The sequence below is a fragment of the Paenibacillus alba genome (assembly GCF_013204855.1).
Lineage (GTDB): Bacteria > Bacillota > Bacilli > Paenibacillales > NBRC-103111 > Paenibacillus_E > Paenibacillus_E alba.
Genome location: NZ_JABMKZ010000024.1, coordinates 37,997 through 55,144, shown reverse-complemented (window position 1 = coordinate 55,144; position 17,148 = coordinate 37,997). Strand labels below are relative to the sequence as shown.

The 17,148-nt window shown below is 50.0% G+C and carries 14 protein-coding genes; 12 read left to right on the top strand and 2 right to left on the bottom strand.

The window, feature by feature from the left end; all coding sequences use genetic code 11:
• The first annotated feature begins 141 nt into the window (after positions 1-141).
• The 3 genes from HQN90_RS24965 to HQN90_RS24955 all read left to right on the top strand — a co-directional run bounded on the left by HQN90_RS24965 (position 142) and on the right by HQN90_RS24955 (position 2,716).
• Entirely contained in the window at positions 142-1,554 is a 1,413-nt protein-coding gene (locus HQN90_RS24965) for a hypothetical protein (protein ID WP_173223765.1), read from the top strand.
• 155 nt (positions 1,555-1,709) lie between these two features.
• Positions 1,710-2,285: an NUDIX domain-containing protein gene (locus HQN90_RS24960; RefSeq protein ID WP_173223763.1), complete on the top strand. Its 576-nt coding sequence runs from the start codon at positions 1,710-1,712 to the stop codon at positions 2,283-2,285.
• Positions 2,282-2,716, top strand: a complete 435-nt coding sequence (locus tag HQN90_RS24955; protein WP_173223761.1) for a DUF1284 domain-containing protein — start codon at positions 2,282-2,284, stop codon at positions 2,714-2,716. The genes HQN90_RS24960 and HQN90_RS24955 overlap by 4 nt, the downstream gene beginning before the upstream one ends.
• A gap of 78 nt (positions 2,717-2,794) precedes the next feature.
• Here the strand turns inward: HQN90_RS24955 and HQN90_RS24950 are convergent, their stop codons facing one another.
• A complete protein-coding gene (locus HQN90_RS24950; protein WP_173223759.1) occupies positions 2,795-3,442 on the bottom strand; it encodes an SOS response-associated peptidase in 648 nt (215 codons plus the stop codon).
• A gap of 111 nt (positions 3,443-3,553) precedes the next feature.
• Entirely contained in the window at positions 3,554-4,645 is a 1,092-nt protein-coding gene (locus tag HQN90_RS24945) for a GGDEF domain-containing protein (protein WP_173223757.1), read from the bottom strand.
• A 128-nt stretch (positions 4,646-4,773) separates the two neighbouring features.
• On the opposite strand from HQN90_RS24945, the gene HQN90_RS24940 reads away from it, so the two are divergent.
• From HQN90_RS24940 to HQN90_RS24905, 9 genes are all read left to right on the top strand, one after another.
• Positions 4,774-6,972 (top strand): ATP-binding protein, encoded by a 2,199-nt coding sequence (locus tag HQN90_RS24940; protein ID WP_173223755.1) that lies wholly within the window; start codon positions 4,774-4,776, stop codon positions 6,970-6,972.
• A gap of 516 nt (positions 6,973-7,488) precedes the next feature.
• On the top strand, positions 7,489-8,106 hold the full coding sequence (locus tag HQN90_RS24935; RefSeq protein WP_173223753.1) for a Pvc16 family protein: 618 nt from the start codon (positions 7,489-7,491) through the stop codon (positions 8,104-8,106).
• Between the two features lie 12 nt (positions 8,107-8,118).
• Entirely contained in the window at positions 8,119-8,922 is an 804-nt protein-coding gene (locus HQN90_RS24930) for a beta-sandwich domain-containing protein (protein ID WP_173223751.1), read from the top strand.
• A gap of 125 nt (positions 8,923-9,047) precedes the next feature.
• Positions 9,048-10,781: a phage tail sheath family protein gene (locus HQN90_RS24925; RefSeq protein ID WP_173223748.1), complete on the top strand. Its 1,734-nt coding sequence runs from the start codon at positions 9,048-9,050 to the stop codon at positions 10,779-10,781.
• Positions 10,782-10,823: 42 nt separating this feature from the next.
• Entirely contained in the window at positions 10,824-11,258 is a 435-nt protein-coding gene (locus tag HQN90_RS24920) for a phage tail protein (protein ID WP_173223746.1), read from the top strand.
• A gap of 88 nt (positions 11,259-11,346) precedes the next feature.
• On the top strand, positions 11,347-11,724 hold the full coding sequence (locus HQN90_RS24915; RefSeq protein ID WP_057304095.1) for a hypothetical protein: 378 nt from the start codon (positions 11,347-11,349) through the stop codon (positions 11,722-11,724).
• Positions 11,721-11,924 carry a DUF6760 family protein gene (locus tag HQN90_RS39695; protein ID WP_079410461.1) on the top strand — a complete coding sequence of 68 codons (204 nt, stop codon included), beginning with the start codon at positions 11,721-11,723 and terminating at the stop codon, positions 11,922-11,924. Before HQN90_RS24915 ends, HQN90_RS39695 begins: the two co-directional genes overlap by 4 nt.
• Positions 11,925-11,931: 7 nt before the next feature.
• Positions 11,932-12,375, top strand: a complete 444-nt coding sequence (locus HQN90_RS24910) for a phage tail protein (RefSeq protein ID WP_173223744.1) — start codon at positions 11,932-11,934, stop codon at positions 12,373-12,375.
• A gap of 39 nt (positions 12,376-12,414) precedes the next feature.
• The gene (locus tag HQN90_RS24905; RefSeq protein ID WP_173223742.1) at positions 12,415-17,130 is read left to right on the top strand and encodes a hypothetical protein; all 4,716 of its coding nucleotides are present in this window, start codon (positions 12,415-12,417) and stop codon (positions 17,128-17,130) included.
• Positions 17,131-17,148 lie beyond the last annotated feature (18 nt).

Sequence of the window (17,148 nt, the reverse complement as noted above, 5' to 3'; positions counted from 1 at the left end):
ATGCCCCTTACTTGTTTAAAATAGTTCCTTTATTGTACCACAAGGTGCCTGTGAACTCCCGAAATGCGCGAACGCCTACGCCTAGCCGAGCATATAGTGTAGCACCAAGTGCTGCTTAGGCAGAGAGGATGCGTGATTCGAGTGGAGATTCAATTATTGCCGATTCATTGGGTCTATCTCGTATTTATTGGTTTTATTCTTGCGCTTTTGATCAAGCGAAGAGATACGACGATGATTTGTGTAGTCGGTATATTTGCTCTGGGTTTACTGGCCACTGAAACGTTGAGCGGTTCGGTGTCCGGAATTTTCAACAGTTTTCTGTATGCAACGAAAGAACTGATGGGTACGATCATGATCATCTCCATTGTTGTGGCGATGAGCAGGGTGCTCATTCGAACGGGCATCAATGAAGCGATGGTAGCCCCGTTGACCCGGTTTCTGCGCACACCGGCACTTGCTTTCTGGGGAATTGGGATCATCATGATGGTGACCTCATGGTTTTTCTGGCCTTCACCTGGAGTGGCTTTGATTGGAGCGGTCCTGCTTCCGGTGGCGGTTCGTGTTGGTTTGCCTGCATTAGGTGCAGCGATGGCGATGAACTTGTTCGGCCATGGGATTGCGCTATCGGGAGATTATATTATTCAAGGAGCGCCCAAGCTAACAGCAGATGCAGCCGGATTGCCGGTTAGCTCGGTCATGGAGGCCAGCATTCCGCTTGTGATCGTGATGGGACTGGTGACGACGGTCACGGCATTTTGGATGATGCGCCGGGACATCAGGAACGGGACATGGCGGGATGGTCTTGTAGCAAGCGGCACAGGGGATAGCGGCTCGCTCCTTGCCTCAGACGAAAAAGCGCAGGTTAGCTTAACGCCTAAGGTGAAAAAGACACTGGCGATCCTTATCCCGCTGCTTTTCGCTCTGGACGTCGTGGCGATGTTCGCGCTTCATCTGCAAGGCGGAGATGCCACTGCGCTCGTTGGCGGCACTGCTGTGTTCATCTTGATTGCAGTAACGCTGCTCGCGCACCGCAATCAAGGTCTGGAACAAACGACTTCTTACCTCATCGAAGGTTTTGTATTCGGTTTCAAAGTGTTCGGCCCCGTTATTCCGATTGCGGCTTTTTTCTACCTTGGCGACTCGGCTTTTACGGAGCTCTTCGGTAAAATACTGCCCGAAGGGTCGCACGGGATCGTGAACGATCTCGGCGTTGCACTGGCGGGGCATGTTCCCCTGAACGGCGCGGTTGGCGCCGTGACGCTCACCGTCGTCGGCGCGATTACCGGTCTCGACGGCTCCGGCTTCTCCGGCATCTCCCTCGCGGGCTCGATTGCCCAGCTCTTCGCGACGGCAATCGGCTCTGGCGCGGCTGTGTTAACCGCGCTCGGGCAAGTGGCCGCCATCTGGGTCGGCGGCGGCACCTTGATTCCGTGGGCGCTCATTCCGGCCGCGGCGATTTGCGGCGTCAGTCCGTTCGAGCTTGCAAGACGGAATCTGAAGCCTGTGCTCATCGGCCTCGGCGTGACGACGGTCGTGGCGATGTTTCTGGTATAAACGGAGTAAGCATACAGCGGCAGTTCTGGGCATGTTATTTCCTAGGTAGCCGCTGTGTGCTTTTTTATTGTCTTCCGAAATGGGAGTTGCCTATTGTCCACTTGAAGCAGTAAGCTTAAAGAACAGATGAATCTAGGAAGTTGGAGATGAGATAGATGGAAGCTAAATTTTGTATGACTTGCGGAGCCGCAATGGAATCGCGCGATGTGGATGGCACGGTACGCAGAGCCTGTACGGTTTGCAGCTTTGTGCATTGGGGCAACTACAGCATTGGCGTGGGTGCGCTGGTGATGAAGGATGAGAAAATCCTGCTTGTACGCAGAGCACAGGAGCCAGGCAAGGGTCGATGGACGAACCCCGGCGGATACATTGAGCAGCATGAGCTGATTCAAGAGACGATTGTGCGCGAGGTGATGGAGGAGTGCGGTGTTAAGGCAGAAGTCACACGCTTGGTTGCAGTGCGCGATTTGCCTAGAAGCATACATAATGTTTACATTGCATTTGAACTGGATTATATCAGCGGAGAGCCTACTCCGGACGGTGTTGAAGTGGATGCGGCTGGCTTCTTTAGCTTGCAGGAGATGGAGACTATGCCAGTGGCCGATTTTACACGTTGGCTCATTGATGTAGCTCTTCATTCCACACAGGCCGGACTCGTCGAAGACGAAGACCCCATCATCCAAATGGATGGATATGGCTTGTATCGCGTACCGAAGGTGTCTGCTCAATGAGTGGGCCCATAGGACTCAGAGGCCATCACTTGCTTTGTTTATTGGGTTACCGGGGCATGGGGTACTCCAAAGAATTTTGCGAGAATATGACCGACGTTTATGAAACACTGCGCCAGCAGCCGGAGACAATCATTCAAGTCGTTCTCGGACCCGACGATCTCTGCGCAGCTTATCCAGCGAATGAGGTTGCGCATTGTGAGAACAGGTCGGTCTATGAACGGGATGCGGAAATTGTGGAAAGGCTTGGCCTGCAAGTAGGCATGAAGCTCAGCTGGGCGGAGGTTTGCGGCCAAGTGGCCGATTTTGTGAAGCCGGGGGATATCGGCCAGCTTTGCGCGACATGTCGTTGGGAGCCTTATGGCGTATGTGCGGAAGGCGTGCGCTTGATTGGAGAAGGCGGCGAATTGCCGCCTGTGCCGCACAATAAATAAAAGGGCTTGCCCTTTTCCTACCCGTAAAAAAGCTGCCCTCAAGTAGTTTTATCTACTTATAGGACAGCTCTTGTTTTTTTAAGCAAAAACACTCAGATCGGAGCCCGTATCCAGCTTTTCTTCCGGAGAAGAAAGCACGTTTGCGACCATCAGAAGATCGTCGACAGGGCGAAGGAGCGACCGAAGTAGACGGCTGTCCCGCTGCTCAGGAGCAAGCCACATCTCCGCTTGATCTTGATCGAGGATCGCAGGCATATGGCGATGATAAGGGGAGACCACAGAGTTGGCATCCGTCATCAACATCATACAAGTGCGCATTTCCTCTTGGCCGGACGGAGCTTGCCAAACATCGTACAGACCTGCGATGCCGAACGTGCCGCTGCGCATTTTGAACCTAGTCCACTGAGTTTCCTTGCCTTCTGTCACACTCACATAAAAGCTGCTGCACGGAATAATACAACGCTGCTTTCTAACGATTCGCTCGAATACGTGATTCGAGAAGATCGAATCGCGCTCCCCGCAGACGGCATCCTTGGCCCAGAACGGCATTAATCCCCAACGGAATTCATCAAGGAGACGTTCGCCCTTTTTGTTCATCATGACCGCGGAAACCGACTCCGTCGGCTTCACCTCATAACGATTGGAGCTGTAGGAGAGCAGCCGATCAATACGGAATTGTTTCATAATATCATTAACGTCAGCAAGCATAGCTATGGAATGGCACATCGTTATCACCTCATTTGATTTTGGCTATTATTGGCGGAATTCACCAAAATCATGTATGAGGTTTTTTGTTTTTTTGCGATAGGGTCGTTTAACTGAAAAGCACCTTATGTCTTATAGTGAAAAATGCGCATGAATGCGGTTTTTTCCGTTTCTTTTGGCTACGTACAAGCACTCGTCCACCTGTTGGAACCAGGCTTTCTTCATCGTATTTCGATTATAGGGAGCGAGGCCGATACTCATCGTTAAGGCTTGACCAGGCATCTCCGGGATTTCCGTTTCGCGAATGATTTGCATGAGCTTTTCGCACACTTCCATTACTTCCTTATGTGATTTGCCCACGAACAGAACCGCAAATTCCTCACCGCCATAGCGGAAAGACATATCGTCGGGTCCGAGTACTTCTTTCAGTAGGGTACCAATGGTTTTGAGCACAACATCCCCAACCCAATGGCCGTAGGTATCATTAATTTTTTTGAAATTATCAATATCCATCAGCGCAAGCTCAAGGGGAGTATCAAAGGGCATATGTGAAATCAGATGATCGGTATGGTCTTGAAAAGAGCGGTGATTGAAAAGTTCAGTGAGCGCATCAACTTTGGAAAGCCGATCGATCATCACATTTCGAATGAGTAGATCCTGCTCGCGAACGACAGATTCTTTGAGCAGCGTAATAAGGGCCAAGCCTTTGTTCATGATAGCGAAACAGACGAGCGCCGTTGAGGTGACAACCGTTATGGAGACAATGATTTCATAAGGGGTAATCGTTATGTCATTATTAACCTGGTTAAACAATAAGGCGATTAAATACATCATGCCTAAACTATAAGCGAAGATAATATATTTTTTCTGAAAATAGATAGATGCCATAATAATAGGAATGCTAAGTAATTCATAGCTTTTCGAGAGTTCAGGAATACAGATGATATAAATACTAACCGTGGTCATGGTCCATATAATCATGATAAAATCACTGTATTGTTTCAGATAGCGGACAGCTAGATAACCAGCTCCCATGAGGGAAAGCTGCAAGCAAGTCGGGATGACTTGAAATTGCATGAAGCTGATGTGCCACTGTGCAGGCTGATCATACAAATCAAAGAAAAATCCAATCATAGCGGCTACTTCATAGATGAGCAGGATCCACCATAGAAGATGTATTAGCTTACGATTCCAAATATGATCATTCGCCGGAAGTTGTTCCATCGGAGGAAGGCCACTTTCCTTTCAAGGTAGCAGTTATTGGAAAAACGTTTTGTGCCTTATCAGATCATTGTAAAGAATAACACCCCATTTAGGCAAGCAATGAAAATAGAGAGTCATTCAGGAGGGCTATGGCAGTTCAAGGGTATATCCATGCATGGGAACATTATAAAGACGAGCTTGCTTTGTTGGATAAAAAGCTAGAGCTTCTATATAAACGCCGTCAAAAGCTAACCCCAGATCCGCAAACAGATTCGTTTCGTGGGATGTTTGTGTCCGAAGATGAATTCATCCGTTTGGTGGGCGGGATTGGCGAGCAGACGGAGATAGACGAGGAAGAGCGTCAGATTCTAACAGCAATAGGGGATTTAGAGACATTCGTTGCAGAGCGTCTGGTCAAAAGCAGGGAGACCGGCGTGTTCCTTCCTCTGTCCTATATCACTTCAGTTTTCGGACTTTCTCTGGTAGAAGAGCGGTTCGTGATGCTCGGACTGGCTGTGGAGCTGGATCGCAAATACGAGCGGATTTTCGGTTTTCTGCAAGATGATTTGACTAGCAAAACACCGAATATCAGTTTGGCTCTACAAATAGCCTGCAGCCAACCGGAGGAAATGCGGGCAGCCCGCACCACCTTCATGGCCCCGGAAGGCAGACTGGCTCGTTACCTTCTTCATAGGGACGAGCAGCCAAACAGCAGTCAGTCGTTATTGTCCAAGCCGCTGCTGCTCGATAAGAGAATCATTACCTTTCTGATGGATTCCGGTGAAGTGGATCCGAAGCTGAAGCCGGCGGTTCAGATGATTTACCCGGATGACGAGCTGGCGCCTATGCTCGTCCATGAGGATTTTCAGCTGCGGCTGCGAGGCTTCATCGGCGAGATGCTGCAGTCGCCGGCAGCTGAGCGCAAGCGGCTCGCGTTCCACGTGTGGGGGAACGCGGGCGCTGGCAAGAAGCTGCAGGTCATGCACCTCAGCCGCTTCTTCAAGAAGCCGCTGCTGCTGGTTGATCTGGCGGACGTGCTTTTGCACGCCGTGAGCCTGGAAGAGCAGCTGAGCGTGATTATTCGCGAGGCGATCCTGCACCAGGCCGTGCTGTGCTTCACACGGCTGGAGGTGCTTTACCCAGAGGAGCCGGATTTGGCGGCGCAGCAGCGGCTCGGACGGTTTCACGAGCTGCTGGACGGCTACGGCGGCATGGTGTTTCTGCTCGCCGGGAAGTACAACCGGCAGAGCTGGAAGCCCAAGGAGCGGCTGCTCCTTGAGCATGAACTGCAAGTGCCGGACGAGGGCGGGCGTGAGCGCCTCTGGACGGCATTCGCGCGCGAGCTTGGCGTGAGCGCGGACATCGACTTCGCGGTGATGAGCGGCAAATTCCGCTTCACCCCAGGACAGATTCGCCGCGCGCTGACGCTGGCTCGCGGGTACTCTGCCTGGCAGGCGGGAGGGGAAAGCCCCGCCGCTGCGCCGCTGCGGGTCGATGCGCTCTACAAAGCATGCTACCAGCAGGTGCAGCATAAGCTCGAGCGCAAAGCGACGCGCATTGAGCCGCGCTATGGGTGGGAGGACATTGTCCTCCCGCCCGAGCAGAAGGATCAGCTGCGCAACGCTTGCAATCAAGTGAAATATCGCGGCGTCGTCTACGGCGATTGGGGCTTCGAAAAGAAGCTGGCCTACGGCAAGGGGCTCAGCATGCTGTTCGCCGGCCCGCCGGGCACAGGGAAGACGATGTCTGCGCAGGTTGTGGCCGGCGACCTGCAGCTCGAGCTTTACAAGGTTGATCTCTCGCAGGTGATCAGTAAATACATTGGCGAGACCGAGAAGAACCTGCACGAAATCTTCGAGGAGGCGCAGCTCAGCAATGCGGTGCTGTTCTTCGATGAAACCGATGCGCTGTTTGGGAAACGCTCGGAAGTGAAGGATTCGCATGACAAGTATGCGAATATCGAAACGGCCTATCTGCTTCAGAAGATGGAAGAGTATCAGGGGATCACCGTGCTGGCGACGAATCTCTTAAATAATATTGATGAAGCCTTTCTGCGGCGGATCAATTATGTGATTAAGTTTCCTTTTCCGGATAGCGAATACCGTGAAAAGATTTGGCAGGCGATGTTTCCGGCAGCAGCCCCTCTTAGCGACGACGTCGATTTCAAATATTTGGCGCAGCGCTATGAAATTGCCGGGGGAAATATTAAAAATGTGGTGGTTTCATCGGCATTTTTGGCTGCTGAAGCGGGTCAATCCATTCGCATGCAGCATATCATCAAATCGATCCGGCACGAATTGCAGAAATCCGGTAAAATTTTGGCTCGACAAGAATGGGAAGAGTATTGAGGCATGGGGCGATAGTATGAATGCAATGCAGCGTCATTAATGTGAGCACAACAGTGCTCCTCGGAGCGTGAAGCGGAACTAGGTTACGCTATTTGCCTGAAAATGGCCTATTTCCAGTTCAAACGGAACTACGATACGCTATTCGCTTACGTTTCCCTCTGAAACGTGCTTTTTGGAGCAATTAGCGTACCGTAGTTCCCATTCGCTGCCCATTTCACCTGATAACCCGCATATAGCGGATCGCAGTTCCCTTTCAGGCAGCCTCAGGCATCTTCAGTCCCCTTTCCGACATATAAAGTGTCAAAGAACCTCCAATTCCACGGATCCAAGTGGTTTGGGAGGTTCTTTTGTCTACCTAGGGATTGGGTGGCACCGCGCATGAAGCATGTTCGGGCAGAAAATAAAATCTCATGTAAGGTATTTTCCATCTTTCACGAAACTCTTAAATAATCGCTATAGTCATCCTAGCAATTTGCAATTATAATAGAAAAAGGTACACAATGTGACATATTCCCCATGGTTTCAACACATGAATTAGGTATTTTGAGGCAGGAAGTGAATCCCATAGGCGATTATTCGGTAATTGCTGATGTAAGTGCATCTTTAGTCAAGCTGCTTAGAGAAAACATGACCCCGGATCCCATTCCCCAACCAGAGATGATTGGGCTCGCTTCGCCTGTCGATAAAGGTGATTTTTACTTATCTCTTTATTTGTACAACATTCGCGAAAGCGGTGATAATCGTCGCACACATATGATTGCCCGAGGGACGAATGAAATTCAGTTTCCGCCTATGGTGGTAGATCTCAGCTTTTTGCTGACGGTACAATCCCCAGCCGAGCTTCAATCCAGAGCGTTGGATGAGCATCGGATCATAGGCAGAGCGATGCAAGTGCTTTATGATCATTCCGTACTTCGAGGTTCGATGACCGTAGGAACCCTAGCCGAGCAAGATGAAGAAGTGCGTATTGTGATGGACCCTCTTAAGGGAGAGAGTATGTTGAATTTATGGAATTTCGCTGAAACCCCTTACCGACTCTCAGTCAGCTACACAGTTGGGCCTGTAAACATTGATTCAACGCGCATTCGAACGACCAAAAGGGTTTCAGAAACCGATTTTCGTATCCAAGGTTAGGAGGGTTAGGTTGTGGACCATATTCGTGTATCGCAATTCAAAAACCGCGTCTCCCTTGTTGTGTACGTCATCGATGCAAGCACCTCCAAAACCCCTCTTGGCAATACCACCACCGTTTATCTCGAAGGCACCCGTTCGAAAGCAATCAGCAAGTCGAATGGTTCCTATATATTCAATGATTTGCCGCCTGGTGATTATCGTTTAACTGTAACCAGCGAGTACTATTTTCAAGAACAGTCTCTGATCACCATAGGAACTGACAATTACATAGAGATTATTCAATTGAAGCCGCTTCCTTCTTATCCTTTTTCCCAAGGCATCGGGCTGATCCGAGCTATGCTGCAGAATGCGGCGGGTTCTCCCATACGGGATGCTCAGCTGCAGGCAACAATTCTGACAGAGGAATGCGCCCGGGCTCGATTAATGGTAGACCAAGCAGAAAAAGGCGCAATGGAAGTGACACTCGGTTCGTTTACAGGAACGATTGCTGCAGGTGATTCCTACATACTGCGTGGCCGAGGGGCCAAGCCTTCTGAGGAGTATATTCGCATCGCAGAGGTGTTGGAGCATCAGAAACGGTTTCGTTTAGAGCGGAAGCTTACCAAAGCCTTCACTAGAGGAGCCTTGCTGCTGCCTGTTCAAGAAACCCGCGTAACCGAACGGGGTGAGGTTGTTATCGCCTTTCGCGGAAATCGCGTGCAAGCTTTTCAAACAGAGCTAATGATTACCTATGGCACGGATCGCCGAGCGCTCACGAAGGAAGTTTTCGTCGCAGAAGGCACCACAACAAACCTTGGTATCGTTCGTCTCACCTAACCCTATTTAGTAGAATGGACACGTCCATCTTCTATACAAAATGACAAGCAGAAAGGAGAGAACTGGTTTCATGTCTATGGCCGTATTCATTTGCAAGAAGAGCCATCTGACTGAACTGGGGAACAATGGCTGACTATTTATCACCTGGAGTCTATGTGGAAGAGTTTGACAGCGGGGCACAACCGCTTGAGGGTGCAAGCACAAGTACGGCCGGGTTTATAGGGCTTGCGCAAAGAGGGGAAATTGAAGGTGTCCCCCAATTGGTTACAAGTGTAGCTGATTTCCATCGTTTATTCGGCAGCTACTTGTCAGAGAACGAATTTGGTGAGTACCGCTTCCTTTCTTATGCTGTTGAGCACTTTTACTTAAATGGGGGTTCCCGCTGTTACGTTATGCGCGTAGCGCCAACTGACGCTAAAGTAGCTAAGAACAAAGCGGATAGCAACAAAGAAGCTTCCATTCTAGAAATCTCATCCAAAAACCCTGGTACTTGGGGCAACCAAGTTCGCATCGTGGTTGTACCATCCAGCAAAGCCAAAACACAAATCTACGAAGTGCTTAGCGAAAGACAATACCGTGTGAAAAATAACGCGGGGTTCAACGTTGGCGACGTCGTGGCTTTTGAGGCAGCTGGCCAAAAGCAATACAACAAAGTCATTTCTTCCCAAGATAACATCATCGAGCTTGCTGAAGAGCTGGACGGCGATGTTGTGGATGCGGGTCTGCTCCCATCCAAAGTGTTAACTACTTCTGAGTTCACACTGCATGTTTTCTACGGTGACGAGGCTGAGACTTACGAGAAGGTATCCCTGAACATTTCCGCAGCCAACCATATCGAGAAAATCGTTTCCCGTTCCAACATCATCACGGTGAAGGATTTGACAGAAGGCAAAGATCTCGGCGCAATCGCTCCTTTTGAAGTGCTTTCCGGTGAGAACGAGTCGGTTGGCAAATTCCAAATCGCTTTGTCCGGCGGAAGCAACGGTTCCATCGCGCAAGTGACGCCTGATGTGTTCATGGGTGTAGACCGTGGTCCTGGTAAACGTACAGGTATTCAGTCTTTCATCGATAACGATGTCGTCAGCATCATTGCGATTCCGGGTGTAACGGAGCCTACAGTGCAATTATCCCTAGTTGCGCACTGTGAAAACTTGGGCAGCCGCTTTGCGGTTCTCGATATTCCACGCGAGAAGACCAAGGTAGCAGATGTTATGACGCACCGCAATATTTTTGACAGCAGCTACGCAGCTATGTACAATCCGTGGTTGCAAGTTTTTGATCCATTAGATAAAAGAAACATTTACATACCGCCGTCCGGTTCTGTCATTGGGATCTACTCCCGTTCCGACCAAACACGCGGCGTTCAAAAAGCGCCTGCCAACGAAGTCGTTCGCGGCGCAGTTGGTCTGGATTGCCAATATAACAAAGGCGAGCAGGATATCCTGAACCCGCAAGGCGTAAACTTGATCCGTCATTTCGCTGGACAAGGTATTCGTGTATGGGGAGCCCGCACTACTTCTTCCAACGGTTTATGGAAATATGTGAACGTAAGACGCTTGTTCATCTTCATTGAAGAGTCGATCAAGAACGGCACGAACTGGGTTGTTTTCGAACCCAATGATGAACAGCTTTGGGCTCGTGTACAACGGACCATCGATGCGTTCTTAACTCGGGTATGGAGAGATGGTGCCTTGATGGGCGGAAGTCCTTCAGAGGCTTTCTACATTAACATCGGGCGCAGTACGATGACGCAGGATGACATTGATAATGGTCGACTCATCTGTGTGATCGGGGTTGCTCCAGTGAAACCTGCCGAGTTCGTGATCTTCCGCATTACTCAGAAAACAAGAGAAGAATAGTTGAAACGTTAAATATTTTTCATATTAGGAAAGGGGTATTATATGGCTGGCGAACGTAGGGATCCATACCGCAATTTTAGATTTCGAATTGAAGTAGAAGGTATTCAGCAAGCTGGATTCAGTGAAATCTCTGGATTTGACGCTTCTCTTTCGGTAATTGAATACCGTGAAGGCAACGAAACGATTACGCCTCGGAAGCTTCCGGGACTTGCCAAATACGGCAACATTACGTTGAAATGGGGGGTTACTGACTCCTTGGATATGTACAACTGGATGTCAGAATCCATTCAAGGCAAAATCTCCCGCAAAACGGTCACCATTATCGCAATCAACGAAGAAGGCGGAGACGTGGCGACATGGCAGGTTATCGAAGCATGGCCGTCCAAGTACTCAGCTCCAAGCTTCAAGGGTACTGGGAACGAAGTTGCGATCGAGAGCTTAGAGCTTGCTCATGAAGGCATGACGCGCACGAAGTAATGATAGGTTAGAGTAGGCGCCGGGACGTGAGTTCCGGTTCCTGACTCTTCTTTTTTTCAATTATACAAATGGCTAAGGAGGCACCATGATGGCTTTCAAAACGGAATACGAGTTCGAGCTGCCTAGAGGATATGTGGATGATAATGGTACGCTGCACAAGAGAGGCGTTATGCGACTTGCCACAGCTGCAGACGAAATTCTGCCCATGCGCGATCAACGCGTTCAGCAAAATCCCGGCTATTTAACGATTATTTTACTTACCCGTGTCATTACGAATCTTGGTGATTTGCGTGCCATTGATACTCGCGTAGTGGAGAAGTTTTTTACAGCGGATCTCGCTTTCCTGCAAAATTTCTATCGCCAAATTAATGAAATGGAAGTGCCAAGAGTACACACAAGCTGCCCGAAATGCGAGCATGAGTTTGATGTGGACGTGTCTTTTTTGGACGAGATGGCGGGGGCATAACGGGATATCCCATTGACAAGATCTATGAAGAAGCGGGTTTTATTGCTTACTATTTTCATTGGACACACGATGAAATCATGTCAATGGAGCACCGGGAGCGCCGAACGTGGTGTGAGGAAATCTCCCGCATCAACCGCAATTTGAACGACGATGGCAAGAAGCAGCCTGACAATCCATTTGATGTGTTCGGTAAGAGGTGAGTAAGACATGGAGATGTTAAATTTTCATAATATCGGCGGGGCTTTTCGATTCGTGGTCGAGCTTGATGGCCTTATCGCTGCGGGCTTCTCGGAAGTAACCGGCATGAAGTCTGAGGTAGAAGTAAAGCCATTGTGGGAAGGCGGCGTGAATACGCACCCTCACTATATGGTACAGCATACGAAGTTTCCTAATATAGTTTTAAAAAGAGGGATGTCCAACTCCAACGAGCTTTGGGAATGGTATTATGCGGTCTCGCAAGGCAAAATTAAACGGATGAACGGTTCGATCATTTTGAATAATGCGGAAGGCCATGAAATGTGCCGCTGGAATTTCTTTCGCGCGTTTCCCGTGAAATGGAATGGGCCTGATCTCAATGCAAGCAATGGCAATGTGGCCATTGAGTCGCTTGAACTGGTGCATGAGGGCTTGAAAACCATATTCAAAAATTAAGTGACGTTAGCTAAAGCAAACCATAAAGGGGGATTGTTTATGAAATCTCGACAATCACATAAACCCCGTGGTAAGCGGAAAAAGGGCACCCTTCTAGCCAACGCTTCCAGCATCCCGGCTGCTGGGCATGTAGGACGACAATCGAACCTTTTTGCAACTGGCGTTATGGGCAAGTATGGCTTTTGGCGCAACAATTATTTGGGGCTGCTGGCACTTATTTTTAACAAAAAGGGCCCGTTGAATAAGAAAGAATTAGCTGCTTTGACAGATACAAGTGCTCAAGCGTGGGTCATCCAGCTTCAATTGCAGTTAAACAACTTACAGCATCCCGAATCGGCATCGCTAATTACGAAGAAACAAACCATCCGCCAATTACAGCAATTGCTTGCGAATAGCGGATATCAGCTTCCTTCACCGAAGACAAGTGAACAACCTGCCAAACAAACAGACACAATTCAAGCTTATCAACAACAATTCGAGGCTACTCGCAATCTATCTAAGAACATCGGAACGAAATCCGGGTTCGTTAACAACGTTAATAAAGGAAGCTCACCACTTATTCAGCGCTCCATCGGGCAAATTGCCGCTTCCATCGGCATGTTGGCAAGCAGCCGCAATAGCAGTACGGATGCGCAGTTACATAAGGTGAGCGAACCTCAACATACAAGTCTTTCAGCAAATATCCAGCTCAAACACATACAGCTGTTCCACAAAAGTGCGACCTCAAATGCTAAAGTAGTTAATCACGTTAAAGCATTTGGCAATACTTCACAATGGCTGGAACAGTTTCAAGAAGGAAAGCCAAGTGCAGGCGCATTGGAAACAACCGAACCGAATTTGGGCTCCGTAAGACCTCAACCTGTGAGGGAGCTTTCTTTTTTGCAGCAAGCCGGACTTTTGATGCAGCAAGTGATTGGGCAGCAAATGCGCCCAACCAGCAACCAAAGCAACCAGCAAGATCAATGGTTTGCTGAGGTTAATATTGAAGCCGTTACTGGCCGTACGACGCCAGCGCGATCAGCTCGCAAGGGGTTGCCAAAGCTAGGAGAAGGTCCTTTCAGTGAAAGTGCTGCGCCAGCGACTGTCCAATTTATTAAGAGCTTGTTAGTTAGGCATATGGCGGAAGAAGCTGCACCTGCTCCAGTGAATGCAATGCGCCAAGAAGTACTGATCGGCGACGATTCCAAAGCTAGTGGAATATCAGCCAAATCTTCTGCTAGAGGCTTTCTAAAGGGAAGTCAACGGCCATCAGCTATTCAAGCAGCTAATCTGACATCAACGTTGCCTTTTGCTATGCATGCTGCAACAAGAAGGCCAGCTAGATCTGCCTCTTGGGAGAGCGGTCAGAGCACAACGCAAGTTTGGCGAAAGCAGATCGAGCAAGCGAATGATCCTAAAGGGCAAGTGCAAAGGCAGCAGCAGGAGCAATTGGATGTGCGAGCGCGAGTACAAGTGCAAGAAGAATTACAAGATCAAGTGCAGCGCAGCACTCTTCTGCGAGAAGAGCACATCCAGGAGCAACAACGGATACAAGAGCAAAGCAGCATGAATTTGCAGGAGCAGTTACAGAACTTGCATGAAGAACGGTCGGAAGAGCAAGAGATTCAAAGGCAAGAGGCGCAGGCGCGGGAAGTACGAAGACAAGAAGCGCAAGCGCAAGAGGTACAGGCGCAGGAAGTACGAAGACAAGAAGAGCAGAAGCAAGAGATACAGGTGCAAGAAGAAGTACGAAGACAAGAAGTGCAGAAACAAGAAATACAGGCGCAAGAAGTACGAAGACCAGAAGAGCACAAACAGGAAATGCAGGCGCAGGAAGTACGAAGACAAGAAGTGCAGAAACAAGAAATACAGGTGCAAGAAGAAGTACGAAGACAAGAAGTGCAGAAACAAGAGATACAGGTGCAAGAAGAAGTACGAAAACAAGAAGTGCAGAAACGAGAAATGCAAGCGCAAGAAGTACGAAGAGAAGAAACGAGTGAACAAGATAAACGGAGTGGCGAAGTGCAAGGAATAGAACGGCAAAAGCAGCAAGAAGAACACCAGCAGCTCCTGAGATTGCAAGAGACTGAGACGGCGACTACTCGGCCCCTCCTGCGTGCAGTCAGCAAGAAGGAGCAAGTGCAAGGCCTCGTTATGGGAAGTTTAACTCATAGAAAGTCTAGTGTGACGGAGAATGGCGTAGACACGGCGAGGAAAATCCAAAGCAATGAGCAATTGTTGCAGCAACTTGTTCAAAAACCAAGACAACGCTCTTCTAATGACTCATTAGTTAGAAGTACATATACAGATTTAATAGGTAAGCAAGAGTTGATTTCCAGGGATTCCAAGATGATAGGGCGCAATCCGCGAGGGAGGCAGCCGCTCACACAGACAGGCTCACTGACCCCAGGCGATATCCAGTCGAAGAGTTTGCCTTCTGTGATATCTGCAAATGGATCGCAAGCTAGTTCACAGAAAGTGATCCCGACTAATCCGAGTGAAGGTTACTTTGCCAGTGTGCAAGCAAGCAAGGTTGTACAAGATGCTCAGCGTCTATTTCGGACAGCATCGAACTTAAATAACAATGAAGATTTTCAGGCACCTAAAGTGCGTAGTGGTGAGGATTCCCAAAGTTTATCTTCTGAGATATCTGCAAAAACGGCGGAAAACAGCTTAGGCAAGGTGATTCCAACTAATCCGGTGCAAGGGTCTCGTGCAGGTGGAATAGCCAAGAATTTTGTGCAAGATGCCGAGCGTTTATTCCGGTCTGCTGCCAAGCGTGATGGTCAACTTGAAAGTCAAGAAGATGTAGGCCGCAGGCAAACAGTCAATCAAGATGAAAATCAGCGAGTACCTGCATCCTCTAATGATGATACGGATCCGATTGATTTATCCGCTGAAATCTTTGCAAAAGTGGCGCAAAATGGTTTTCAACAAATAGGAGATCCAAGTCCATTTGAAGGATATCGTGCTGGGCTTCAAGCCAGTAGTCATTTGCAGGATGTTGGACGTGTATTTCGCAAGGCAGTGGGAACGGAAAAGCTGGATGTTGAGGGGCAGAAACAGCAGTTGTTTCATGAAGAGCCTCAAAGCGGCTATGTGATTCCGTCGGTGAAGAGTGCAGCAGCTTCGACCTCTTTAGCAGAAGAGATTGTTGCAAGAGCAGCTGCATCCAGCATGAATAAAACTGCTTCAAGCGTTTCGATAGCAGATGATGTTGAAGTTCATGTAGGACACAAAGTTTCGCGTAGATCGGGGCGATTGGGACCCAATACACAAGGAAATGAACTACGTAAAGTTCATCTTACAGATGATTCCAGTTCTAGAGTACGAAGCAATCCAGCTTCCAACAATTTGGCTGCGGTCGCTGCAAAGACAGCTGAAAGCAGCTTGAGGAAAATAAGCTCAAGTCTTGTTACGGAAGCAAGACCAACTGGTTTGCAACGCAGGTTGCCAAATGATCAGGTGACACAGGTTCCTTCTACTGTTCAAGCTGCATGGCGGCGTGCTCCCAAAGGGCAGACGGAAGAAAGTGCAACCGGGGCAGCGTCCACAACACGGCTAGCAGCGGAAGATCAGCACCTTGGGCAAACGATTTTAGAAAAAAGCAATGAAACGACCAATACGGCTGTGGAAGTGGTTCGAGGAACAATGAGCCGTCCGCCTGTAGAAATTGTCAGAAGAACGGCTGAGCCTACGCGAGCGGAGCAGGTTAGACAACGATTGAAGCAGGGGCAAGCAAGCTTAGTAAGTTTAGTAGGCCGGACGAGCTTCACTAATCGTCCGGGAGAGAATGAAGTTGGGACTAAGCTTCCAACTGAGGCAGCAAGAGCCAGACGAAGCAAGCGTCCGTCTGGCGAAGAAGTTTGGCGCGGGGCGCAAGTCGAGCATGTTCAGCGGCAGGTCAATGCTGCTGAAGAAGAGCGCGAGCATCGCCAAGAGCAGGGTTCGGAGAATCGGCTGGAAGCCGAAGGCTTGCAGACAGATTGGGTGGAACGAACCATCAGGGCTAGAGTGAGCGCGCTGGAAGAAGAGCGCGCGCAAGGGGCACAGCCCGCTGCCGCTTCGCGGGCAGCGCTCGCGCCGATGGCTCGCCAGCCCGTAAGCATGACACCGCGTGTCATGCCGCTGCTGGCGAGCAGCGCAGGAGCGCTTCGCGCCGCTCCTGCGGGTCTAGCTGCGGCTTCGCCTACCGCAGCGGCAATCCAGCTGCCCGCCCGCGGGACGGGCAGTTTCACACATGCGGCTAAGGCAGCCGCCGCAAGCACCACAGCTGGCGCGCAGCGAAGCGCCAGCATGACCCACAGCAGCAGCCCAAGCCTGGCTGCTGCCACAATGGCGAAGCCGCTGAGCACGCAGGTGCAGCGGCAAGCGCAGACCGTCGGCGTGCCAAGCGCCGGCGCATCAAGCCAAGGCGCGCTGGGAAGCCGCGCGCCAAGCAGCGGCAGCAGCGCGACGCAGGCGAGGCAGGACTACGCAGCCTCGCAGCAGCAAACGCCGATGCTGGAGCACAAACAAGCGCAAGCGGCGCTCATCGAGCAGAGCGCGCTAGCCGTGGCGCCGCTTGAGATGGACTGGCTGCGCGCCAAAGGCAGCGCTGACGAAGCGCAAGCTCCGGCCGCTCCTATCCCTGAGGCAGCGCCGAAGCTTACAGAGGAACAGCTGCAGGAGCTGATCAAAGAGCTCCCGCAGCTGGACATCGCCAAAATCGCGGACAAGGTGTACCGCGAGATCGAGAAGAAAATGAAGTTCGAACGGCAGCGTCGCGGACTATAATAGTAGAAAGGACTGACC